The sequence below is a fragment of the Chryseobacterium sp. SN22 genome (genome assembly GCF_008329705.1).
In the GTDB taxonomy this organism is placed as follows: Bacteria; Bacteroidota; Bacteroidia; order Flavobacteriales; family Weeksellaceae; genus Chryseobacterium.
Window position 1 is genome coordinate 1 of sequence record NZ_VTSX01000024.1, and the last position, 23545, is coordinate 23545.

Annotated in this window: 18 protein-coding genes; 15 read left to right on the forward strand and 3 right to left on the reverse strand. The window is 41.2% G+C overall.

Features of this window, described 5'->3' with window-relative positions:
- Positions 1-269 precede the first annotated feature (269 nt).
- From FY557_RS15770 to FY557_RS15840, 15 genes are all read left to right on the forward strand, one after another.
- Positions 270-743 carry a Dps family protein gene (locus FY557_RS15770; RefSeq protein ID WP_149248206.1) on the forward strand — a complete coding sequence of 158 codons (474 nt, stop codon included), beginning with the start codon at positions 270-272 and terminating at the stop codon, positions 741-743.
- A 56-nt stretch (positions 744-799) separates the two neighbouring features.
- A complete protein-coding gene (locus tag FY557_RS15775; RefSeq protein ID WP_149248207.1) occupies positions 800-1495 on the forward strand; it encodes a LytR/AlgR family response regulator transcription factor in 696 nt (231 codons plus the stop codon).
- A gap of 317 nt (positions 1496-1812) precedes the next feature.
- Positions 1813-4023, forward strand: a complete 2211-nt coding sequence (locus tag FY557_RS15780; RefSeq protein ID WP_149248208.1) for a hybrid sensor histidine kinase/response regulator — start codon at positions 1813-1815, stop codon at positions 4021-4023.
- Positions 4024-4035: 12 nt separating this feature from the next.
- Entirely contained in the window at positions 4036-5094 is a 1059-nt protein-coding gene (locus FY557_RS15785; RefSeq protein ID WP_149248209.1) for an NADH:flavin oxidoreductase/NADH oxidase, read from the forward strand.
- A 25-nt stretch (positions 5095-5119) separates the two neighbouring features.
- Entirely contained in the window at positions 5120-5668 is a 549-nt protein-coding gene (locus FY557_RS15790; RefSeq protein ID WP_185151747.1) for an antibiotic biosynthesis monooxygenase, read from the forward strand.
- Between the two features lie 519 nt (positions 5669-6187).
- On the forward strand, positions 6188-6376 hold the full coding sequence (locus FY557_RS20390; protein ID WP_228451807.1) for a cupin domain-containing protein: 189 nt from the start codon (positions 6188-6190) through the stop codon (positions 6374-6376).
- A 447-nt stretch (positions 6377-6823) separates the two neighbouring features.
- A complete protein-coding gene (locus FY557_RS15800) occupies positions 6824-7285 on the forward strand; it encodes a redoxin domain-containing protein (protein WP_149248211.1) in 462 nt (153 codons plus the stop codon).
- A gap of 2 nt (positions 7286-7287) precedes the next feature.
- The gene (locus FY557_RS15805; RefSeq protein WP_149248212.1) at positions 7288-7803 is read left to right on the forward strand and encodes a DsbA family protein; all 516 of its coding nucleotides are present in this window, start codon (positions 7288-7290) and stop codon (positions 7801-7803) included.
- A 315-nt stretch (positions 7804-8118) separates the two neighbouring features.
- Complete coding sequence (locus FY557_RS15810; RefSeq protein WP_149248213.1) at positions 8119-8940, forward strand: alpha/beta fold hydrolase; 822 nt, start codon at positions 8119-8121, stop codon at positions 8938-8940.
- Positions 8941-9128: 188 nt separating this feature from the next.
- On the forward strand, positions 9129-10055 hold the full coding sequence (locus FY557_RS15815; protein ID WP_185151748.1) for an alpha/beta hydrolase: 927 nt from the start codon (positions 9129-9131) through the stop codon (positions 10053-10055).
- A gap of 87 nt (positions 10056-10142) precedes the next feature.
- Positions 10143-11546, forward strand: a complete 1404-nt coding sequence (locus tag FY557_RS15820) for a glycoside hydrolase family 28 protein (protein ID WP_149248215.1) — start codon at positions 10143-10145, stop codon at positions 11544-11546.
- A gap of 1 nt (position 11547) precedes the next feature.
- A complete protein-coding gene (locus FY557_RS15825; RefSeq protein ID WP_149248216.1) occupies positions 11548-15111 on the forward strand; it encodes a DUF4450 domain-containing protein in 3564 nt (1187 codons plus the stop codon).
- A 197-nt stretch (positions 15112-15308) separates the two neighbouring features.
- On the forward strand, positions 15309-17444 hold the full coding sequence (locus tag FY557_RS15830) for a hypothetical protein (protein WP_149248217.1): 2136 nt from the start codon (positions 15309-15311) through the stop codon (positions 17442-17444).
- A 317-nt stretch (positions 17445-17761) separates the two neighbouring features.
- Positions 17762-18808, forward strand: a complete 1047-nt coding sequence (locus FY557_RS15835) for a GntR family transcriptional regulator (RefSeq protein ID WP_149248218.1) — start codon at positions 17762-17764, stop codon at positions 18806-18808.
- A gap of 82 nt (positions 18809-18890) precedes the next feature.
- Positions 18891-19334, forward strand: coding sequence for a nuclear transport factor 2 family protein (locus FY557_RS15840; RefSeq protein WP_149248219.1), 444 nt, complete (start codon positions 18891-18893; stop codon positions 19332-19334).
- 56 nt (positions 19335-19390) lie between these two features.
- Here the strand turns inward: FY557_RS15840 and FY557_RS15845 are convergent, their stop codons facing one another.
- The 3 genes from FY557_RS15845 to FY557_RS15855 form a co-directional block, all read right to left on the reverse strand.
- Positions 19391-20542 (reverse strand): alpha-hydroxy acid oxidase, encoded by a 1152-nt coding sequence (locus FY557_RS15845; RefSeq protein WP_149248220.1) that lies wholly within the window; start codon positions 20540-20542, stop codon positions 19391-19393.
- Positions 20543-20545: 3 nt separating this feature from the next.
- Positions 20546-21934 carry an FGGY-family carbohydrate kinase gene (locus FY557_RS15850; protein WP_149248221.1) on the reverse strand — a complete coding sequence of 463 codons (1389 nt, stop codon included), beginning with the start codon at positions 21932-21934 and terminating at the stop codon, positions 20546-20548.
- A 301-nt stretch (positions 21935-22235) separates the two neighbouring features.
- The gene (locus FY557_RS15855; RefSeq protein WP_149248222.1) at positions 22236-23516 is read right to left on the reverse strand and encodes a sugar isomerase; all 1281 of its coding nucleotides are present in this window, start codon (positions 23514-23516) and stop codon (positions 22236-22238) included.
- Positions 23517-23545: the final 29 nt, after the last annotated feature.

The following is a 23545-nucleotide window of genomic DNA, read 5'->3' on the forward strand; positions in this document are numbered from 1 at the left end:
TCGCATTGTCTGCAATTGCTGTAATGTGGTGCAGTCCTAATATTCGGTTTTCCATTTTGTTTTAATTTTTATACGACAAATTTATGGCAGCAAGAATTCCTGCACATTGAACTAGTTTAATAAATGAATTTTTTAATTAAATACAGATAAAATACTTTCAATATCAAACTCAACGACTCATTTTGCCCGTTCATCGAAAAACCTCTCAATTCCGCAATATTCCGACGGAACTTTACACCAGTAAAAAGAACAATTTAAATCTTACCATTATGAAAGCAAAAATCGGAATCACAGAAATGAATACAGATGCTGTTGCAGAACAATTGGCAAAACTTTTAGCTGATGAAACGCTATTGTATATCAAAACAAGAAACGCACACTGGAACGTAACCGGAGATAACTTCCACGCCAATCATATTTTCTTTGAAGTGCAATACAAACAATTGGATGAACTGATTGACAGCGTTGCAGAACGTATGCGAAAAATCGGGCATTACGCCCCCGCAACAATGAAAATCTATCTGGAATTGACTCACCTTACAGAATACAGCGACCGAACCAATGACGGCTTAGGCTATATGAAAGATCTTTTATCCGATCACGAAAACATCATCAAATTCCTAAGAGGAAACATTACTCCTTTTGCTGAAGAATTCAAAGATTATGGAACCAGCGATTTCATTACTGGACTGATGGAAACCCACGAAGAAATGGCTTGGATGATCCGTTCATATTTCAGATAATTGGGAAAAGAAAAAAGGAATAATTATATTTGTATCAAACATAAATAATTATTCCTATGAATGCTCTCATCGTCGATGACAACGACATTGCAAGAACAACATTATCACATTTGGCAAAACAGATTCCCAATCTCGCAATCGTCGGCGAGTTTTCCAATGCCATCGAAGCTTACAACCACTTGCAGACGAATCACGTCGATTTGATTTTCCTTGATATTGAGATGCCGGAAATGACGGGTATCGAGCTCACAAAAAATCTCTCAGGAAAAGACACTATCATTATTTTCACAACTTCCAATAAGGAATATGCACTGGAAGCTTTTGAACTGAATATTGCAGATTATATCCTGAAACCTATAATGCCTGCAAGGTTTTTACAGGCAGTAAGTAAAGCTCAGTCGATTATCGACAGCCGAAAAGAAAATGTAGAAGTAACCCGAGATGAGTTCCTTTTCGTAAGAGATTCCAATATCACAAGGCGCTTGAAACTGGATGACATTTTTTATGCAGAAGCAATGGGCGACTATGTCAAATTTTACACCCGGGAAAAAATGTTCGCCATCCACGGCAAAATGAAAACTGCGGAAGAACGCCTTCCGAAAGACGATTTTATCAGGGTTCACCGCTCCTACATCGTTTCTGTCGGCAAGATAGACACGCTTCAGGATGGCGGAATAATGATTGACGGAAAATTCATTCCCGTTGCGGATGCTTACCGAAAAGCACTCAATACAAGAATGAATGTTTTCTAAAATTTTTATTTGGGCGGGCAATTCCGCTGTTTTTAACCTAGGAAGTGATTCGGTGAAGTCAATATTTTTTGCAGACAATTTTGGTTTAAACAGAACCTGAAGGTTGGCAAAAAGCATTTCCGCTCAAGTGGGGCTGCAGATTCAGCGTTCAAAAAATGTCAACATAAAAGCAATATCTTGTCATTCCATCCGAATCGAAGATACCAATCTTATGTTCTTTGCTGAATGAAACGCCTTTGCGAACTTAAAAATGCTCTCATCAAGGATAAAAAATCTTTGCAGACTTTGCGTTAAAATTAATTCAGTAATAAAGAATTATGAAAAAAATATCCTCAGTAATGGGCAATAAACGATTCAGCTATTTTATCATTCTCACATTTATTGCGGGTTCTCTCCTGTTGATAGCGGTTCAAATCAATTCAGCTCAAAATACGAAGGAACTTATCCGGAATAACAATAAGCTTCTCAGCGAATTACGTTCCAGCAATCATCTGCGTGAAATCGACCGTGATATTTTGGGTGTTGAAAGTAGGATCAGAGCGTCCATTGCAACCAATGACACCACCCATCTAGAAGGCATCGACCAAAAAATCAGTCAAATAGAAAACTTTCTCGATTCATTATCAAAAGACAATGCAGATGATGTTGAAGAAAAGCTGATTCACAGACTGAGCGTTCTTGCGCTGGAAAAGAAAACAACCAAGGACAAATTACTGCTACGTTACAACACGCTGGGAAATATGGATGACAAAACTTCCATTGCCAATCCCAGAGCCAGAAAAATTTCCAATGAAATCACTTCAATCACAGCAAAAATCTACGAAAGCAGAAAACTACATATGGTCGACCTCAGCAAGGAGACTGAAACAATGGGGCAAAAAGCCAGATTGTATGATATTTCTTTATTGATTTTACTGATTTTAAGCGGTTCAATCGTTGGTTATCATATACTTCGTCAATTCAAGCGTCAGCGGTTATTGATTGAGGAGCTGGATGTTGCCGAGAAAAAAGCCTCTGTAGCCGCACAAACCAAAGAAAATTTCCTTGCCAATATGAGCCATGAAATCCGAACACCTTTAAGTGGAATCTTGGGCTTTACAAATCTTTTACAGAAGAGACCTCTCGATGAAACTTCGAAAGAGTTTGTCTCCTCCATTCAGCGTTCCGGGGAAAATCTGATGGCTATTATTAACGACATTTTGGATCTCTCAAAAATAGAAGCCGGGATGATGCGCATTACCAAAGGAATATTCAGCATTAATGGATTGATAAATTCTGTAGAAACTTTCTTCGCAGAAAGAGCTAAAGAAAAAGGATTAACGATTTCCAGCAAGATAGATTCATCCATTCCTGACACATTATATGGTGATGCGACAAGGCTTACCCAAATTCTGGTCAATCTCATCGGAAATGCCATCAAGTTTACACATCAGGGAAATATTAGCATTGAAATTTACAATAAGCAACAAACCGGAAGCGAAGTCATTGTCGGTTTTAAAGTTTCAGATACAGGAATCGGAATTGATAAAGAAAAGCTCAGCGAGGTTTTTGAAAGATTTAATCAGGGAGAAGATTCCACAACCAGAAATTATGGCGGAACCGGGCTTGGTTTATCCATCGTAAAAAGTTTAATTCAATTACAGAACGGAGATATTGAAGTTATAAGCAAACAGGGGAAAGGCACCACTTTCCATTTTTACCTTCCTTATTCGATTGCGAAAGAACAGCTTAATGTAATGATTCCCAAAGTCGATACAAATTATTTTAAAGATAAATCGAATGCGCCCTTAAAAGTTTTAATCGTGGATGACAACGATATGAACCAAAGCCTGATGAAACATCTTCTTTCACAATGGAATATCGATTTTGATACTGCGAATAACGGTTTGGAAGCGGTAGAATATCTCAGAAATAACGATTGCGCCCTGGTTCTAATGGACATCCAGATGCCACAAATGGATGGTTACACTGCAACACAAAAAATCCGCGAAGAATTAAAACTTGATATTCCGATTATCGCAATGACGGCGCACGCGTTGGCAGGAGAACGGGAAAGATGTATGAGCCGCGGAATGAACGAATATATCTCTAAGCCGGTAAAAGAAGACGAATTATTCAAACTAATTTCAGATTTAGGATTAAAAGAAGCCGAGAAAAGCGAAACGAAAATAGAGGAAACCGACTCTGAGTATGAGTTCATCGATATTACTTATATGAAATCCATCAGCAATGGAGATAAGGATTTTGAAAGGACAGTGACACAACAGTTTCTGGATAAAATCCCGGTTCATCTGCAGGAACTGAAACTAGGTTATGAAAACAAAGATTTTAAATTGCTGAAATTAAGAGCGCATGATTTGAAATCGAGTGTCGCCATAATGGGATTACTGCCATTATTAGAGGAAAAACTCAACATTTTGGAATTAACCAATGAAGACCGTCCATTATCGAAAGATACTTTGGAAGAAACAAAAGATATTTTGCTGAAATCACTTTTTGAAAGCAAATTATTTTTACAATCACTATAAATCTAAAACAAAATGAACTTATTCTCACCTTTAACCCTACGCCAGTTGACCCTGAAAAACAGAATCGTGGTATCGCCAATGCAACAGTACAGCGCAAAAAACGGAATCCCGGGAAATTGGCATCTTGTACATCTCGGTGGAAGAGCCGTTGGCGGAGCAGGTCTGATAATGACTGAATGCACCGCCGTTTCTCCCAGAGGTTTAGCCACTTTAAGCGACGTCGGAATCTGGAATGACGAGCAGAAAGATGCATGGAAAACCATTGTCGATTTTGTACACGAGCAGGATGCAAAAATAGGAATACAACTGTGGCATTCCGGTGGAAAAGGAAGTTTGAAACATCCCAGCGAAAGGATGAAACCCCTTACCAAAGAAGAAGGTGGCTGGGCTGTAAAATCCTCCTCACCTACAGAAATGAACGGTATAATTCCCCAGGAGCTGACAGTTGATGAAATTCAGGAATTGAAAGTAAAATTTGTACAAGCAGCACACAGAGCTGTGGAAGCAGGTTTTGACACTATAGAACTGCACGCCGGCCACGGCTATCTCTTCCACCAGTTCTATTCCGCAGTCATTAATAAAAGAAATGACGAATATGGCGGAAGTCTGCAAAACAGAATCCGCTTTCTGGTAGAGACTGTTGGCGAAGTACGAAGATCAATTCCCGATGGAATGCCCCTTTTAGTGAGAATCTCGGCAGTCGATTACCTGGATACACCGGATGCATGGACTTTGGATGACAGTATTATTCTCGCAAAAATTCTCAGAGAAAATGGTGTCGACCTCATCACGGCTTCAGGCGGTGGATTTTCCAACGTCAGCAAAGACCGTGTTTTTCCTAACTATCAGGTTCCGTTTTCATCAACCATCAAACAACAGACCGGGATTTCCACAGGTGCGGTTGGGATGATTACTGAAGCTGTCCAGGCAAATGATATTATTGTGAATGAAGAAGCAGATCTGATTTTCATCGCCAGAGAACATTTGCGTGACCCTTATTTTGCACTACATTCCGCTAAAGAATTGGGTGTGGAAGTTGAGATTCCCTGGCAGTATAAAAGAGCTTTTTAATTCTTATTCATTTAAAATTAAGGTTATGGAAACCCAGGGCGCATCGGTCGTAATTACCCATCACGTTTTAGACGGCAAAGAGACGGAATATGAAAAATGGCTGGAGCAGATTGTTCCGCTCACCAAGCATTCGGAAGGTTTTATTGACCATCAGATTGTGCGCCCGATTCCTCATCTTACCTTTATTTACACGGTTATTATCCGTTTTGACACGATTGAAAACCTCAAAAAATGGATGGAATCTGACGAAAGAAAAAAACTGATTGAAAAAGCTAATCCGCTGTTTCGGAAAAATGATAACTACAAAATCAGATCGGGGCTAGATTTTCTTTTTGAAACCGGAAATGAAACAAAGGTTCCCGTAAGATGGAAACAGTTTTTGGTAACCTGGTCAGCTATTTATCCTTTGTCATTGTTGATTCCACTGGTACTTCTCCCTTTTTTAAGGTTTTTAAAAATCCCTGCAAATCATTATTCCGACGGACTTATGATTTCAGGATGTATTGTTTTTCTAATGGTTTTCGTTGTAATGCCCAATTATACAAAACTGATCAGAAAGTGGCTTTTCAAGTAGTATTCTCTGACATCGATATGACTACAGATCACTGTTTTTTACAGTGATTTTTTCGTTTATCGCAAAAAGAAGAATCTCTATTTATCTTTTATAATTTCTTTGATTTTATCCAACAACAGGTTCTGCCCCGTTCATCAAACACCAATTGATTTTCCATTGAGTTGCCTGTAGTTTTACATCATCAAATTAATACAACAATTAAAACAAGCAATACATATTTTCATTAAAACCATTGGTTTTTCCAATGATTTTTATCTGCGAATGACCGTAACCAAACAACTTATATTTGTTTTCCGCAACCTGTTTGGAACAAAATACATTTTCCTTCAGTTTAAACAACCATGTTGGTTAACCAAACAACTTTTAATTTCAACCAAAAGCAATCCATCACCTATCTCATCATAAAACTCAACGAGTGATTTTGCCCATTCACCGAATAAGACCTCAAAAGAGCCTGATTCAGAGCTAGCTTTACAGTAGAAATAAAGGCAGGACTTATTTAGCCTAAAAAATATAATTATGAATACCGAGTCACTTAGTTTTAAATATGAATTAGAGAAAAAAGAGCCATGCACCAATGATGGCGGAACAACCAGAGGCGCTTCTGTAAAAGATTTTCCCGCTTCAGCCGGTATTGCCGGAGTTTCTGTGAGACTGCAGCCGGGAAGTATGAGAGAATTGCACTGGCACGCCAACACTGCAGAATAGGCCTATGTAATTTCCCCAACGGTTTGTGCGACGATCATTTATCCGGACGGAAAAAGCTATACGGATAATTTTGAGCCTGGTAATGTCTGGTATTTCCAAAAGGCTACGGTCCCTCGATTCAGGCGACAGGAACAGAAGAATGTCATTTTATTCTGATTTTTGATAACGCTAATTTTCCGAAAACCATACGTTCAGTGTTACAGATTTTGTTTCGAGCGTACCCCCTGAAATTGTTGCTTAGAATTTAGGATTACCCCTTGAGGGGTGGCAGCATTACCACAAAAGGAAGCTTATTCCTGCTTTTGCGGATGGGATTTTTATCCGGTGCCGCGGTGGCTTCTATCTTAATTAATGTATTGTTAAACCGGACTTTGATTTTACCAGCTGATTTATTGCTAACTTTTAGTAAATTAATTCCAGCTTCATAACCAAAAAAACTAAAATATTATGTTACAAAAAGGCACCGTTGCTCCCGATTTTACATTATTTGCGACGCCCGATCAGAAAATAACTTTATCTGAGTTCAAAGGGAAAAATATCATCTTGGCTTTTTATCCTGCAGACTGGAGTCCCGTTTGCAGCGACCAAATGGCTTTGTACAACGAAACCTTGAAGTTCTTCCATAAATATGATGCAGAACTCTTCGGAATCTCTGTGGATAGCAAATGGTGTCATCTTGCATTTTCACAATCAAGAAATTTACATTTTCCGTTGTTGGCAGACTTTGAGGCGAAAGGAGGAACCGCCAAAAAATACGGCGTTTATGATGACGAAGAAGGAGAATGCAAACGTGCTCTGTTTGTCATCAGCAAGGATGGCATCATCGAATGGAGTTACCTGTCTCCTACCACCATCAATCCTGGTGCTGACGGAATATTAGAAGCTTTGGAAAACCTTAACACAAAATAATTATGTCACTAAAACCATCAGTCAATACAAATGACCACGCCCAAGGTAACGAAAATGCCGACCTTGTAATTGTAGAATATGGCGACTACCAATGCCCGTATTGCGGAGCGGCTTATCCTGTTCTGAAAGAATTAATGAAAGAATTCGGAGGTCAGGTAAAGTTTGTTTTCAGGAACTTTCCGTTGTCGGAAATGCATCAGTATGCAAGACCTGCCGCCATTGCTGCAGAAGCAGCCAATCTTCAAGGAAAGTTTTGGGAAATGCATGATGCGATTTTCGAAAATCAGGGATTTTTGAATGAAAGCTTTCTGATAACACTGGCTGAGAAATTGGACCTGAATATTCCACAGTTTGAGAAAGATTTGCAAAAAGTAGAATTGAAAGAAAAAGTAGATTCGGATTTTGAAAGCGGGGTGATGAGCGGAGTGAACGGAACGCCATCTTTCTTTATCAATGGAAATAAATTCAATGGCGGTGCGGAGGATTTGCTTGAATTGGTAAGAGAAAACGTGAACTGATACCGAATCTGTAGCCTGCTTATCATCTTTCTGTTATTCTAATTTGAATTGATGACCACTTCGTTGGATTTGAGCAAAGCTCTTTTTGTCATTGCGATTGACTGAAAGTCCTACAGATTGCTTTACGTCGTTCACAATGACAAAAAAGCGGGAACGGAAGGCGGAAACAGCTGCCCAAATAAAAAATATTTATCAAAATGCACGAAATTAAACTGGATTAATTTCTGTGAAGTTTAGCTGCCCTACATTTGCTAAAGAAATAAGACAAAACAACTATTAAATAAATTAATCACAAACATTAAAAATTTAAACAAAATGAGTACACTAAAATTAAAAGACGGAACAGAGATTTTTTATAAAGACCAAGGAGAAGGACCGGTACTGATGTTTCACCACGGATGGCCTTTATCTTCAGACGATTGGGATGCGCAGGTCATTTTCTTCCTTCAGAGAGGTTACAGAGTGATTTCTCACGACAGAAGAGGTCACGGAAGATCAAGCCAGAATATTTATAACCATACGATTGAGCAATATGCTTCTGATGCTGCAGAATTGGTTGAATTCCTTGATCTGAAAGATGTAGTTCACATCGGTCACTCCACAGGAGGCGGTGAAGTGATCCGTTACGTTAACAAATATTCCAACGGAAGAGCTAAAAAAGCGGTTCTAATCAGCGCAGTTCCACCGGTAATGGTAAAAAGTGAAAGCAATCCTGACGGTGTTCCGATGGAAGTTTTCGATGGTATCAGAGAGCAGACTTTAAACAACAGAAACCAATTTTATATTGATCTGACTTTCCCTTTCTACGGATATAACAGAGAAGGTGCTAACGTAAAAGAAGGTGTACAAAGAAACTGGTGGCGACAAGGAATGATGGGTGGTATTGTAGCGCATTATGAAGGAATCAAAGCGTTTTCTGAAACTGATTTTACTGAAGATTTGAAAGCTGTGGATATTCCGGTTTTGGTTCTTCACGGGGAAGATGACCAGATTGTTCCAATTGAAAATTCTGCAATAAAATCTGCAAAACTGTTGAAAAACGGAAAATTGATTACTTACCCCGGTTTCCCTCACGGAATGCCAACCACTGAGCACGAAACGATTAATAAAGATCTTTTAGCGTTTATTGAAGGTTAATCAGAAATATATAGAAAGTAAAAGTGAATCAGTCGATTCACTTTTTTTATTGACTTGTAAGACAAAAAAGTTAGTCTGCAAGAAATCCTCTGAAAAATATGAACGTTGTAATTCTTTATTCCCGACAGTGCAGGATAATTTTCAGTTCAGGTTATCTTAGATTGCCCCTGTTTAATAATGTATTGATCATGAGATTCGTCAATTTCAAAATAATAATTCTGGCCTTTGCCGCTTTACACATCGGAATACTTTTAATTTCTGCCCAGGAAAAAATCAGCTTATGGCCGAAAGGTCAGATGCCGAATTCTAAAGGCCTATCATTAAAGACGGAAGAAAAAGACGGAAGAATTGTACAGATCCAAGAACCTGAACTTTTTGCCTTTCTGCCGCCTAAAGAAGAGAGAAAACCCATGACGGTAATTGTGATTCCCGGCGGAGGCTACTATAAACTGACTTATGATCTGGGCGGTTATCAGATTGCCAAGTGGTTAAACACATTAGGCATATCGGCTTTTGTGCTGAATTACAGGCTTCCTATTTCCCCTGACGTCATACAGCGGGAAATTGCGCCGTTGCAGGACATACAGGCTGCCATAAAATACATCCGCAAAAATGCCTCGTTGTACGGAATTTCTCCGGGACAGATCGGGGTGATCGGCACTTCTGCAGGAGGGCACCTTGCAGCGTCAGTAAGCAATATTAAAACCGATTACACAGGATCAGACAGCGATCCGGCCTCCGTTTCCACCATTCCCAATTTTGCAATCTTAGTTTCTCCGGTTATCGATTTGGGAGAATTTGCACACGCCGGAAGCCGCAACAGCCTATTAGGTGAAAATGCACCTCAGGAAAAAATCAGCGAATATTCCATGCAGAACAGGGTCACGGAAAAAACACCGCCCACCCTGCTGCTTCATGCCCAGGACGACAGAACCGTTCCCGTCATGAACAGTATCCTGTATTACCAGGCCATGACAAAACATAAGGTAAAAGGTGCCCTGTTTATCTTCCCGGAAGGGAGCCATAAAATAGGAATTACCAATAAATCTGAGCTCACCGATAAGTGGAAGATGCTGTGTTCCGATTGGCTGAAAACGCTTTTTCCGGAGAAATAAACCGCAACCGACAGTGCAGGATAATCATTTGTTATATTTATTCTAGATTGCAGATGTAGAAACATTAAACATTTACTTTGACCCCTTATGAAAAAATATATTCCCATTCTGTTTTTTTTAGTGCTGTCGGTCGCAGTTTCCGCCCAGTATAAGCCCTGGACTTCAGCAAAACAGCCTCTAAAGGAAATAAAAGCTCTTAAAAAGCAGATCACAAAGCCCGTATTCAGAAAAGCGGATTATCTGATCACAGATTTCGGAGCCGTTGGAGACGGAAAAACAAAAAATACCGAAGCCTTTAAGAAAGCCATTGAAAAATGCAATGCTGAAGGCGGAGGAAGGGTTGTCGTCCCAAACGGAGTTTTCCTGACCGGTGCCATCTATTTAAAATCAAATGTCAATCTCCATTTAAGTGACGGCTCTACGATTTTGTTCAGTCAGGACAGCAACGACTACCCGATCGTTTTCACCCGTTGGGAAGGAATGGAATGTATGAATTATTCATCCCTGATTTATGCCTACGAAGAAGAAAACATCGCCGTTACCGGAAAAGGGACTTTAGACGGAAATTCAGACAAGGACCACTGGTGGTTCTGGTGCGGTGCTACAAAATATGGCTATAACGAATCCCGTCCGGGAAGACAAAATCCGGCCCGTGCAAAGCTTCACGAATATATGGCCCAGAGAAAACCTGCGAGAGAAAGAATTTTTGGGGACGGATGGTATTTAAGGCCGAATTTCGTTCAGCCTTACAAATCGAAAAACTTCTATATGGCGGATGTTCTGGTGAAAAATTCTCCGATGTGGAACCTAAATCCTGTTTTGTGTGAAAATGTTTTGATAGAAAGAGTAAAAGTCATCAGCCACGGACCGAACAATGACGGCTTTGATCCTGAAGCCTGCAAAAATGTCTGGATTAAAGATTCCTATTTTGACACCGGGGACGACTGTATCGCCATCAAATCCGGAAGAGACGAAGACGGAAGAGACATCGGCAGACCTGCTGAAAACCACATCATCGAAAACTGCGAAATGAAAGACGGTCACGGCGGGGTTGTTATCGGAAGCGAAATTGCAGGCGGTGCCAAAAACATCTATGCGATTGGAAACATCATGGACAGCAAAAATCTTGACCGGGCTTTAAGAATCAAAACCAGCTCAAGCCGTGGCGGAATCATCGAAAATGTATTTTTCTATAAAACAAAAGTGGGTGCTTACAAGGAGGCTGCTGTCCGTTTCAATATGCATTATGAAAAGCCGGGAAACCACATTCCGACCATCCGGAACATCTGGGTTGAGAATTTAACGGTTGACAAAGGCGGAAAATATGCCGTGTTCTCTGATGCGTACGAATCTTCGCCGGTAATGGATTTCACTATGATAAATGCCAAAATGGTTGGTGTTGAGGTTCCTTATAAAGTGGACTATCTGAAAAACGTGACCTTAAAAAATGTAACGGTTAACGGACAGCCTCTCACCGAGCTAAAACCATAAGATGCGAAGGACAACCTTATTTGCCGGATTGGTTCTTCTATCGGCTTTTTCATCTGTTTCTTCCCAGTCAAAGCACTGGCAAAACGAGGAGCGGGAGCTGCATTATAAAGAAGATAAAGGCGACTTTTTGCTGGTTAACGGAAAGTACCGTTTCAACCGGGCGTTGTACGGAGATAACCGTGCTTCGAGAGTGGAAGCCGGAGATTTACCGGAATTTGCCCTTTACCTTCCGGGAATGGGCGGCAATCTTCAGTTTGTCATCCAGAAAGGAAATTTAATAAAGAAATTAATTAACGCTGATAAAATTGAAACCCGTTATCGTCCCGGCACAATGCTGTATGATATCAAAGACCCCATTCTTGGAAACGGGAGTATCAAACTAACCGTCCTGGCTCAAGCTAAAGAAGAAGGGCTGGTGGTAAGAATGGAAACCGCCAATGTAGATCCGTCAACAAAAATCTACGCTGTGTACGGCGGTGCAAGCGGAACGACGTTCAGCAGAAACGGCGACATCGGCGCAGACCCGGAATCCGGATTTTATCTGTTGACTGAATACTGTCTGAACAACCGATTTCAGCTGAATAAAAACAAATTTCAGCTCCGTTATTTAAACAAGAAAAAAGAGACGCAAACCGTCAGCGGAAATTTTTCAAACGTTACTTCCTTACAGCAAACCGATGCCCAAACCTTAGAAAAACTGTCTGAGTTTACTCAAAACAAAACAGACAGGTCTCCTATTATCTATGCTTCTTATTCTTCGCAGAAACAACCGATTTTCATTCAGGTTGCAAAGGGAACATCCCCCAAAAACTATTCGGATGAAGAGTTGAAAAACATATTTGAAGCAGCTGAACAATCAAGATTACATTTAACAAATCGAATTCAGTTGAAAACGCCGGATGCAGATTTAAATAATTTCGGAGCCAATCTGGCGGTTGCTGCAGACGGAATCTGGGAAAGCCCCACCTTTCTTCACGGTGCCGTTGCATGGCGGATGCGACTGAACGCCTGGCGTGGCGCTTACACTGCCGATGCTTTGAGCTGGCACGACCGGGCGAAAGAGCATTTTGAAAGCTATGCCCACTCACAGGTTTTGAAACCCGATTTTGCACCTGTCGAAATGGATACGATGCGGCACCTTGCCCGTCACGAAGAAAAAATGGGAACTTCCGTCTTTTCAAGCGGATACATTTCCAGAAACCCGAATGACAACACCAAACCGCATCATTACGATATGAACCTGGTGTTTTTTGACCAGCTGTTTTCACATTTCAATTATACCGGAGATAAAGAATTCCTGAAGAAAATGTGGCCGACAATGGTCCGCCATATGGATTGGGAAAAACGGAATTTCAAACGTGGCGATCTGTATGATGCCTATGCTGCAATTTGGGCGAGCGATGCGCTGCAGTATTCGGGCGGAAAAGTAACGCATACCTCGGCGTATAATTACCGGGCCAACCGCGAAATGGCGAAGCTGGCGAAAATCACTGGTGAAAATCCGCAGCCTTACGAACAGGAAGCCGATGCGATTTTAAGGGCCATGAAAAACGAGCTTTGGATTAAAAACAAAGGGTATTTTGCTGAGTATAAAGATGCTTTAGGCAACCGGATGGTTCACGACAAACCGGGAATATGGTCGGTTTACCACGTTTCGGATGCGTTTATACTGAATGAATTTGAGGATTATCAGAACATACAATACATTAATAATCACACGCCGAAAATTCCAATTACGGTAAAAGGGGCAGACAACAAAGATTATTTTACTTTGGCGACGACCAACTGGCAACCTTACGACTGGTCGATTAACAACGTGGCGCTGGCGGAAAATTTACAGACCGCGCTGGCGTATTGGCAGGCCGGAAGAAACGAAGAGGCCTACCAACTTTGGAAAGGAAATCTTGTGGAATCGATGTATTACGGCATCAGTCCGGGAAATTTTGAGCAGCTGTCTCACTACGATGCCTTCCGTGGCGAGTTGTACCGGGATTTCGCCGATCCGATTGGCGTGGCTTCCAGAACTTTGACCGAAGGACTTTTCGGGGTTTGTCCTAATTTACTGGAGAATAAAATCAGTATCAAACCCGGTTTCCCGAAAGACTGGAATTCTGCCGGGCTGAAACTTCCGGATTGGGAGTATCAGTTTAAAAGAACTCCGAAAAAAACTGAATATATTTTCAATTCAAAATATCAGAACTCTGTTTCTTTGGAAATGCAGATTCCTGTTAATAAATCCAGGGTTACATCGGTAAAAGTAAACGGTAAAAAAGCAGGCTGGAAGATCAAACCGAATTCCCTTCTTCAACCGGTTATCCAGTTTGAAACACCGAAAGGAAAGGATTTTACAATTGAAATCCATGATTCCGGGGAGGATATAAAAAATGAGCAAACCGATTACATCGCTTATATTTCTGAAAATCTTCAATTGAATTTTGATTCAAAAAAGAAAATTAAAGCTGTTCTCGACCCACAGGAATTAATTAAAATCCAAAATGGAAATCAATTTGAGCTGATTCAAGAAGAAAGAAAAGGCACTTTTTTCGTGCAGGTCGAACAAAACGGAACAGCCTGGTGGCAGCCGGTGAATGTAGACATCCGCTTTCCTTTGGAAGCAAAATGGGTGGACAAAAAACTTCAGGTTCAGTCTAAATTATCCAGTTCGATTAGTGGAAAACTATCTGTTAATGGTTTAAAAAAAACCTTCAGCATTCAGAAAAATCAAAATTCACTGATTGAACTTCCGACACCTTATCTGAGTAAAGGAACCAATTCTATCGAGCTTGATTACAACGGAATTAAACAATATATTGAAATTACGGATTGGGAAATTGAAAACCAAGGTCCGTTCAACAATATTTCATTGGCCTCAAAGTATAATGAAAAAGTAACGGAGATCTTCAATCAAAAATACCTTTCACCAAGATTAAATGTGCCTACCCTGCAGCTTCCGTGGCAGGGAATCGGAAACTGGTGTTATCCGTTGATTACCGCCCAGATCGACGACAGCGGACTAATGAATAAGATAAGAAATAATAAAGCTGACTTCCTTGGAATTCCATTTTTAATTGACAGAGCCGATAAGAATATTGCCTTCGTCAGTCAATGGGATAATTATCCTGAATGCATTGAATTTCCATTGAATGGTAGAGGAAAGAAAATCTATTTCCTGATGGCAGGTTCTACGAATCCGATGCAGTCTCAGATCGTAAATGGTATAATTACCGTTCAATATACTGATGGCTCAACCTCTGAACTGGAACTGAAAAACCCCACCAATTGGTGGCCGGTTGAGCAGGATTTACTGGATGATAATTTTGCTTTTGAAATTCCGGATGATAAAATTCCGTACAGAGTAAAACTGAAAACCGGAGAATTGTATAAAGGCGGAACTTTGGGTAAATATTCGAGTATCAAAGGATTTACAGGCCGTCAGGTAGATGGCGGAGCGGCAACGATTCTGGATCTGCCGACTAATCCGGAAAAAGAATTAAAATCGATAAAATTAACAGCCGTGAGCAATGATGTGGTGATCGGACTGATGAGTGCGACTGTTTTGAGATAAATATAATGAGGAGCGGCTTCGACACGCTCAGTCTGACAGCGCAAAACGAAACGTATAGTACAGAGTTGTCAGGCTGAGCCCAATAAATAAGTAAAGACATCAATAGAGTCGGGCTTCAGCCCGTCTGACAAAATTAAAATCCATGGCATTGGCCAAACTTAATGGGAAGTTTAGAAAAATGATTTAATCAATTTACAATGAATAAAATAGCTATATACTTAAGCCTTTTCTGCGTCGGATTCTCCTCGCTGAATGCCCAGAAAATCGACCGTCAAAAAGTCGTTCAGCGTCATAATATAGTCAATACCAAAGCGGATACTTTGTCCACTTTAACCGTTGGCAACGGTAAATTTGCTTATACGGTGGACATTACCGGAATGCAGTCGTTTCCCGAATACTATAAAAACGGGGTTTCACTGGGAACCCAGTCGGAATGGGGCTGGAACAGCTTTCCGAATACGGAGAATTTTAGATTTGAAGAAACTTTAAAACCTTACGACTTCAATCGTGACGGAAGAAAGGCTCTGTACAGCGTGCAAATCAAAGAGCCGGAACGCAGTAAAAAAGCCGTTGAGTATTTCAGGGTGAATCAACATCGTCTGCAATTGGGAAATATTGGAATTGAACTGATTAAAAAAGACGGTAAGAAAGCACAGGTTTCAGATTTACAGAACATCAATCAGACAATCGATTTGTGGACCGGAATTATTACAAGTGAATTTTCCCTGGAAGGAATTCCGGTAAAAGTCCGGACGGCTTCTTTCCAACATTCAGATCAAATCGGAGTTAAAATTGAGTCGGATTTAATTAAAGAGAAAAGACTGAAGATTTTCACCCGATATCCTTATCCGAGCGGGCAGTTTCTGGATGAAGCCGCTTTTTACGGAAACGCGGATCAGCACTCCACAAAAATCATTTCATCGAACTCAACGCAGGGATTGATTGAGCACAAATTGCAGACGGCGGATTATTTTACGCAACTGTATTTTACCGATGGAAAATTAAGTGAGGCCGGGAAACATTATTTTGTGTACGAGCCTTCTCCAAAGAACAAAACGGCTGAATTGACGGTTGGGTTTTCAGAAAAAAATCAGAAGACTTTAAAAACTGTATTTGCCGATGCCGAGAAAGAAAGCATTTCGGGCTGGAAAAACTTCTGGGAAAGCGGGGCGGCCGTAGATTTTGAAGGAAGCACGGATAAAAGAGCCACCGAATTGGAAAGAAGAATCGTATTGTCAGAATATTTAACGAAAGTTCAGTGCGGAGGAAGCAGTCCACCCCAGGAAACGGGCTTGACTTTCAACAGCTGGTACGGGAAACCGCATACGGAAATGCATTGGTGGCACGGCGTTCATTTTGCGTTGTGGGGAAGACCGGAAATCATGGAAAAGCAGCTGGATTATTATTTCAGATCATTTGATAAAGCAAAAAAATTAGCGGAAAGACAAGGTTATAAAGGTGTCCGCTGGATTAAAATGTCAGACAATGAAGGAAACGAAAGTCCGTCTTCGGTGGCAGCCTTTCTGATTTGGGAACAACCGCATTTGATTTATATGACTGAGCTTCTATACCGTCATAATAAGGATAAAAAAGTATTGGAAAAATATAAAGATTTAGTCTTCGCGACAGCAGAATTTATGGCCGATTTCGCAACTTATGATAAAGAAAAAAACCGTTATAATCTTGGAAAAGGCGTAATTCCTGCCCAGGAAGTTTTCCCGGCTAAAGATACTTTTAACCCAACGTATGAAGTGGCGTATTGGGATTGGGCACTGAAAGTAGCGCAGCAATGGAAAGAAAGACTGGGCGAACAGAGAGATAAAAAATGGGATGAGGTCATCAGCAAACTGGCTCCGCTTCCGGTTCAGGACGGTGTTTATCTATCGACGGAATCGGCAAAAGATTCTTTTACATTTCCAAAATGGATGACCGACCACCCTGCCGTTCTCGGAGCATTGGGAATGGTTCCGGAATCACCGAAACTGGATAAAAAAACGATGAAAAATACCCTCGACATTGTTTGGGAACGATGGAACTGGGGGCATACCTGGGGCTGGGATTTTCCGATGACTGCGATGACTGCTGCACGATTAAATCTTCCGGATAAAGCCCTGGATGCTTTGTTTATGGATGTTCAGACCAATACTTATCTTAAAAACGGGCACAATTACCAGGACGGAAGATTGCGGATTTATCTTCCGGGAAATGGCGGCGTTCTGACCACGGTTGCCATGATGCTGGAAGGCTGGGATTCTTCCACCGGACCGTTTCCCGGTTTTCCGAAAGACGGAACCTGGAAGATCAAAGCGGAAGGCTTTAAAAAAATGCCGTAATAATTTTATATTCTTATTCATATACTGTAAGTCTGCCCTTCAAGGGGCAGGCTTTTTAGGTTCTAAGTTTAAGGTTTAAAATTATAGCGGAAATGGATTCCAGTTCGGTTTACGTTATCAAACCGGTGATATTAAAATTTTAAACCTGTAAAAATATACCCGTATAATATTTTGGAAATCATATATTTAAAATAAATTATTTCATTAAACAGGATGATGATCAGTTATTGTAAATTTTTGTAACTTGTCTTCTGTCGCAAATCAATTTTTCTCAATTGAATTTTTTGTTAAACTAAATAATTTCGCTTAGGAAAGCTATGGCAGAAACTTTTGAAATACATATCAACGAAAACTCCAGAGTCCCCAAATACAAACAGATCGTCGATTCCATTCTTGATGGCATTGACGGCGGGGAAATTAAAATCGGTGAAAAGATTCCTTCGATCAACGAGCTCAGTGAATCCTGTTTCCTTTCCCGGGATACGGTGGAAAAAGCCTATAAAGAACTCAGAAGAAGGCAGATTATCGAATCTGTAAAAGGGAAAGGGTATTATATTTCTCGCATCAATAAGAATGATACAATTAATATTTTCTTCCTGATTAATAAGCCAAGCACTTACAAAATGATGATTTATGATTATTTTGTGAATGCAGTCGGCACTAAGGGAAATGTGGAAATGTATATTTACCACTGTGACGAAACGCTTTTCATCAATGCTCTGGAAAAGAACATGGGCGGATTTGATTATTATGTCATCATGCCGCATTTCCGTGATGAGCACTCCAAGCATACCAGCTCCACCGAAAAGGTGATCGACATCATTGAAAAGATCCCGAAGAATAAATTACTGATGCTTGATAATACCAAACCGAATATTTCAGGAGAATACGGCTCTATTTTCCAGGATTTTGAACATGACATCTATAATGCCCTGAAGGAAGGACTGGATAAAATTAAGAAGTATGAAAAAATAATCCTGGTTTATCCCGACAAGGATATCCATCCCTACCCTTTCCGGATTGCCCGTGGTTTCGAAAAATTCTGCAAGGATTTCAAGCTGGATTATGAAATCCTGGATGAAATCTATCCCGATATGGAATTGCAGGACAAAGATATTTTCATCACCATCCGTGAAAGGGACCTGGTCAACCTGGTAAAGCAGATCCGGCAGAAGGATCTTGAACTGGGAAAAGAGATCGGCATTATTTCCTACAATGAAACGCCGCTGAAAGAACTGCTGGGAATCACCGTGATCACTACAGATTTCAAAGCCATGGGTGAATCTGCCGCTTACATGATTTTAAAGAATAAAAAAGAATCGGTGAATAACGTATTTAAGTTTATCCAGCGTGATTCCCTATAACCTGCAGAATAATTTTATAATAAAATGCAATCGATTGCACAAGCAGGTACGTAAAGAAATTAATAAAAAATACTCTTTTAACATGACAAAGAAAATAATTTTTGCGCTCATTTTCATGACCTTTACTGCTGTTTCAGCGCAGAAAAAAGGCGATACGGAGATGGTAGCCGAAGCTTCTGAAAAACTCAGACTGGCCATGATAAGCGGTGAACCGTCAGCATTGGAATCCCTGATTTTACCTGAACTTACGTACGGGCATTCGGGAGGCCATATTGATGATGCAAAAGAATTTGTTGAGAAGCTGGCCAGTAAAAAATCAGATTTTGTAACGATTGACATCACCAGTCAAAATGTACAGATCGTGGGGAATACAGCGATTGTCCGCCATCATTTTTATGCAACAACTGCCGATCAGGGAAAAGCTCCGGGGGAGGTAACCCTGGATATCCTGCTGGTATGGGCGAAAGTGAAAAACAACTGGAAATTGCTGGCCAGGCAGGCCATAAAAGCGGAGAAGAAAAAGTAACAGGAAAGCCGGAAGTATTATATGTTTTATTTATAAACTTCCGGCTTTTCACTAAATTATTTTACCCTGAAATCCTGCAGCTGTTCCGGCCTTTCACAGCATACCTGTTCCATGACCTGTCTGAACTGCATCTTGAGCATCTCAATAATGTGGTCGCCACCCTGGTCTCCCAATGCCCCGACGGCATACATAAACGTTCTTCCCATAAAGGTAAATTCCGCACCGCAGCTCAATGCACGGGCTACGTCCGGGCCGGTTCTCACGCCGCTGTCCATCATGATTTTAATCTGGTCTTTATATTTTTCACTGATCTCTTTTACCACAGCAATCGTAGATTCCCCGGCATCCAGCTGCCTTCCGCCATGGTTGGAGATAATCATTCCGTCGAAACCCAAACGTACCGCTTCTTCTGCATCTTCATCGGAAGCCACTCCTTTGATGACCAGTTTTCCTTTCCACCGGTCACGGATGGATTTGATCCTGTCGGAATTTAACCGGCCTGAAAAAGTGGAGTTCATGAACTGTCCCAATTGTTTTACGTTCATGTTTTTATCCATGTATTTTTCCATGGTCTTAAAGCCCGGCACTCCATGTTTCAGCATTTCCAGACACCATTGTGGTTTTACCAACGCCTGGGAAACATTTCTGAAATTCAGCTGTGGCGGCATGGCCAGCCCGTTCCTGATCTCTTTGGCCCTGTATCCGAAGGTCGGAACATCGGCCAAAACAACCAGAACGTCATATCCGGAAGCTTCACAACGGTCGAGAATATCGTTACGCAGCCATTCTTCCCTGGGATGATACAGCTGATACCAGGCCTTTCCTTCCGTTAGTTCAGCAATCCTTTCAAGACTGCTTGTGGTAACTGTGCTCAGAATAAAAGGGATATTGTGCTTAAACGCTGCCTTTGCCAGGATCTCCGGGGCATTCGGCCACATCAGCCCCTGTAAGCCCACCGGAGAAATCCCGAACGGCGCAGAATACGTTACCCCAAACAATTCGGTTTCCATATCGGCTTCTGCAAAATTGTTATTCAGGTAACGCGGGCGGAGCTGTACCTCTCTTAGTTCGTCAGTATTCCGGTCGCGGTTTATATTTTCATTACAGCCCCCATCCAGGTACTCAAAAGCAAAACGGGGCATTCTTTTTTTGGCCCTTGCAATCAGCAGTTCCAGGGAAGCGTAACGGGTATCAAATGGAAATGCCATGATTTATACATTTAGGATTAACGGTTGAAGCAGTTTCATCTGGTAATGCTGCTGTAAAAAAGTTTCATCAGTTTTTTTGTTGGAAATCACCATGGAGGCGCCCAGTGCAGAACCTAACGGCGAATGGGTAGACATCACCTGGTAATGCTGGAAATGGTGCGACATCAGTTTCATGAATACATCATTGTCCGTAAATCCGCCATCAATGTAAATATTCTGAATGTCTGAATTTCCGATAGCGTTTGTAATGGTGTGGATCTGTAAATCCATCAGCTCAATCATCAGCTGATGGTAGGCTTCCTCGAAAGTAGCGAATGAATCTAAATCGGTTTCGCTGATCATTTTTCTTTTCAGGACAATCCCCTCAAAACGGAAATAAACTGCCTGATGCTTTATCAGACGCAGATACAGATCCTGGTCGAACTTTACTTCCCGGTGAAAGCCATATTCTTTTCCGTAATGGGCGCATAATTTTTCTACCTGGATCTTATATTCATTGCCCATGAAGAAACGGGATGCCTTTACGCGTTTCCCATCGATTCTCATATAGTTCAGGCAATTGTTCTGAATGTCTTTATCGGTTAAGCTTTCGTCATTAAAAGGATTGAGCGAAATACTCCAGGTTCCGGTTGAAAGCAGTAAAAACGGTTCTTTCTTACTTAAGATATAAGGTAAAAGAGCTGAAGAACTGTCGTGGATGCCGACACCGATTTTAATTTTCTTGTTTCTGTAAGACGTATTGATGCTTGCAGAAGTCGGAACGATGGGCGGCAGCAGGGCATCGATCTCCTCTTCATAGACCCAATCGTGATAATCTGCTTTATCATAGTCCCATAAATTGGTATGGCAGCCGATGGAAGTGAATTCCGAAACACAGATCCCGGTAAACAAATAGGATAAGTACTGCGGCAGATGAAGACTGTAGCGGATTTTTCCGAAAACTTCCGGATGTTTGTATTTCAGCCAGAACAGCTGCAATCCGGAGTTCAGCATCCCGGCCTGCGGAGAAGCTGTTTCGCGGGCGATTTTCAGCCTGCTCCCGTGTTTTTCATAAAATAAGTCCAGAATTTCTTCATCCATCACTTTGGTGTAATTGTACAAAGGCGTAAGAACATTCCCTTTCTGGTCCAGATGGACGAAACTGGCTCCGTAAGTGGAGAAGTTAATGGCTTTTACCTCATAATTTTCATCGTCGAGCACGGCATTGAAATTTTTTTTAATCCAGTTTCGGAGCGCAACCAGATCTTCAGTAGGAAAACCGTCTTCATCGGTTGTAAGCGGCAATTCGGTATACTCCCGAACAACTTCTTTGTAATTCTTATCAAACAGAAAGAATTTTTTATTGGTTTTCCCGATATCGAATACGATGGTTACCTTTTTTTTCTTGGACATTCCTGAGATGAATTAAATTTATAATTGAATGGTATGGGCCTGTTTACATTAAGATGCTGTGATGTTTATCAAAATGTAACCGGCCTTTAGTTTTTTTGATGATAAAATCCTGTTCTCGGTTGCACACCATTAAGGCGTGTCTGGATATCGGAACCGTAAAGAAATCCACTTATTCTCTGGCACTGCTGCCCTGGATCCCGACTGTCCAAACACGTTCAACCTTAATGATAAAGATAAGGATACATATAATTAAAAACTTTCGATTGCACTTGAAAGCTTAAATTATCAAATTAAAGCAGGCTTATAATCCTGTTGCTTTTGCATTCAACCCTCTTTCGGAGATTAAGTTTTCTCTTACTTTAAGATTTCTGTAGGCTGCGATAGGATCCAGTGCGGCACCGGTCTGCTGTCTCGCTGCCTTTAACAGGGGACGAACATCCGTTCTGTATGCATTCTGCAAAATTTCCTGTGCACGGACCACGTCGTTATTCAGCTGTGCGTCTTTCAGTGCTTTCTGGTCTACCAGAAGTGCCTGTGCGTAAGCAATTAAGATGGCTTCTAAAGACTGAATTAAATCTTCCAAAGGGTCTTTGATGTTATGGCTGGCGTCAATCATCCACGCCGGATAAGGGTTCTGCGGATTGTTTTCCATTCCATAGACCAATTCGTTAAAGATTAAAAACAAGGCATAAGGTTTTATGGAACCTACCGTAAGATCATCGTCCCCATATTTGCTGTCGTTGAAATGGAATCCGCCGAGTTTCCCCTTATACATCAGGGTGGCTACGATCTGCTCGATGTTTGAATTCGGCAGGTGATGCCCAAGGTCCACCAAGGTATAAGCCCTGTCTCCGCAGGCATTGGCCAGCATAAAGGAAGTCCCCCAATCCTGAATCGTTGTTGAGTAGAAATTCGGTTCGTACGGTTTATATTCGATGAATAATTTCCAGTCTTCCGGCATTCCGGCATAGATTTCCTTTAAACTTTGTTCCGTTTTTGACAAAGCGGTCTGGAAATTCAGCTGTCCGGGGAAACTTGCTCCGTCTGCCAGCCAGACCGTCAGGCTTTTTGATCCCAGTTCCTTTCCGATTCTGATGACTTCTTTGTTATGCTCAACGGCATAGGCTCTTGCACCTTCGCTTGCCGAATTTAAAGAACCGAATTGATAAGACTGCTGTGCTCCGGGCTGATCCTGAAACGTATTGGAATTCATTGCGTCGAAAACCAATCCGTGAGAAGCGGCTTTTTCTTTAATTGCTTTCACATCACCTGGAATATCCCAGGGAATATGAAGAGAAATGGCACCTGCAGAATGCGTCAGGGCATGAATAAGGCCTACATCATCGAGCTTCTGTTCCAACGTCGACGGTTCCCCGCCGTAAGAAAATCTTCCGAAACGGGTACCCCCCGCACCTAAAGCCCAGCTCGGAACCGCTACCTGAAAATCAGAGATTTTATTGACGATTTCGGAAACATCGGCTCCTGATTTTGTTAGTTTATTCGATAAAAAATCAAAGTCTGAATTGAAATGTTCAACTTCGTTTCTGTTATATTGTTCAAGGGTATCTTTTTCTATGATCATGATTTGATTTTACTGATTTAGCACAGGAG

Bases quoted from the DNA above. Each gene is read 5' to 3' on its own strand.
- FY557_RS15770 (WP_149248206.1), top strand. From the start codon at position 270: ATGAAAGCAAAAATCGGAATCACAGAAATGAATACAGATGCTGTTGCA.
- FY557_RS15775 (WP_149248207.1), top strand. From the start codon at position 800: ATGAATGCTCTCATCGTCGATGACAACGACATTGCAAGAACAACATTA.
- FY557_RS15780 (WP_149248208.1), top strand. From the start codon at position 1,813: ATGAAAAAAATATCCTCAGTAATGGGCAATAAACGATTCAGCTATTTT.
- FY557_RS15785 (WP_149248209.1), top strand. From the start codon at position 4,036: ATGAACTTATTCTCACCTTTAACCCTACGCCAGTTGACCCTGAAAAAC.
- FY557_RS15790 (WP_185151747.1), top strand. From the start codon at position 5,120: ATGGAAACCCAGGGCGCATCGGTCGTAATTACCCATCACGTTTTAGAC.
- FY557_RS20390 (WP_228451807.1), top strand. From the start codon at position 6,188: ATGAATACCGAGTCACTTAGTTTTAAATATGAATTAGAGAAAAAAGAG.
- FY557_RS15800 (WP_149248211.1), top strand. From the start codon at position 6,824: ATGTTACAAAAAGGCACCGTTGCTCCCGATTTTACATTATTTGCGACG.
- FY557_RS15805 (WP_149248212.1), top strand. From the start codon at position 7,288: ATGTCACTAAAACCATCAGTCAATACAAATGACCACGCCCAAGGTAAC.
- FY557_RS15810 (WP_149248213.1), top strand. From the start codon at position 8,119: ATGAGTACACTAAAATTAAAAGACGGAACAGAGATTTTTTATAAAGAC.
- FY557_RS15815 (WP_185151748.1), top strand. From the start codon at position 9,129: ATGAGATTCGTCAATTTCAAAATAATAATTCTGGCCTTTGCCGCTTTA.
- FY557_RS15820 (WP_149248215.1), top strand. From the start codon at position 10,143: ATGAAAAAATATATTCCCATTCTGTTTTTTTTAGTGCTGTCGGTCGCA.
- FY557_RS15825 (WP_149248216.1), top strand. From the start codon at position 11,548: ATGCGAAGGACAACCTTATTTGCCGGATTGGTTCTTCTATCGGCTTTT.
- FY557_RS15830 (WP_149248217.1), top strand. From the start codon at position 15,309: ATGAATAAAATAGCTATATACTTAAGCCTTTTCTGCGTCGGATTCTCC.
- FY557_RS15835 (WP_149248218.1), top strand. From the start codon at position 17,762: ATGGCAGAAACTTTTGAAATACATATCAACGAAAACTCCAGAGTCCCC.
- FY557_RS15840 (WP_149248219.1), top strand. From the start codon at position 18,891: ATGACAAAGAAAATAATTTTTGCGCTCATTTTCATGACCTTTACTGCT.
- FY557_RS15845 (WP_149248220.1), bottom strand. From the start codon at position 20,542: ATGGCATTTCCATTTGATACCCGTTACGCTTCCCTGGAACTGCTGATT.
- FY557_RS15850 (WP_149248221.1), bottom strand. From the start codon at position 21,934: ATGTCCAAGAAAAAAAAGGTAACCATCGTATTCGATATCGGGAAAACC.
- FY557_RS15855 (WP_149248222.1), bottom strand. From the start codon at position 23,516: ATGATCATAGAAAAAGATACCCTTGAACAATATAACAGAAACGAAGTT.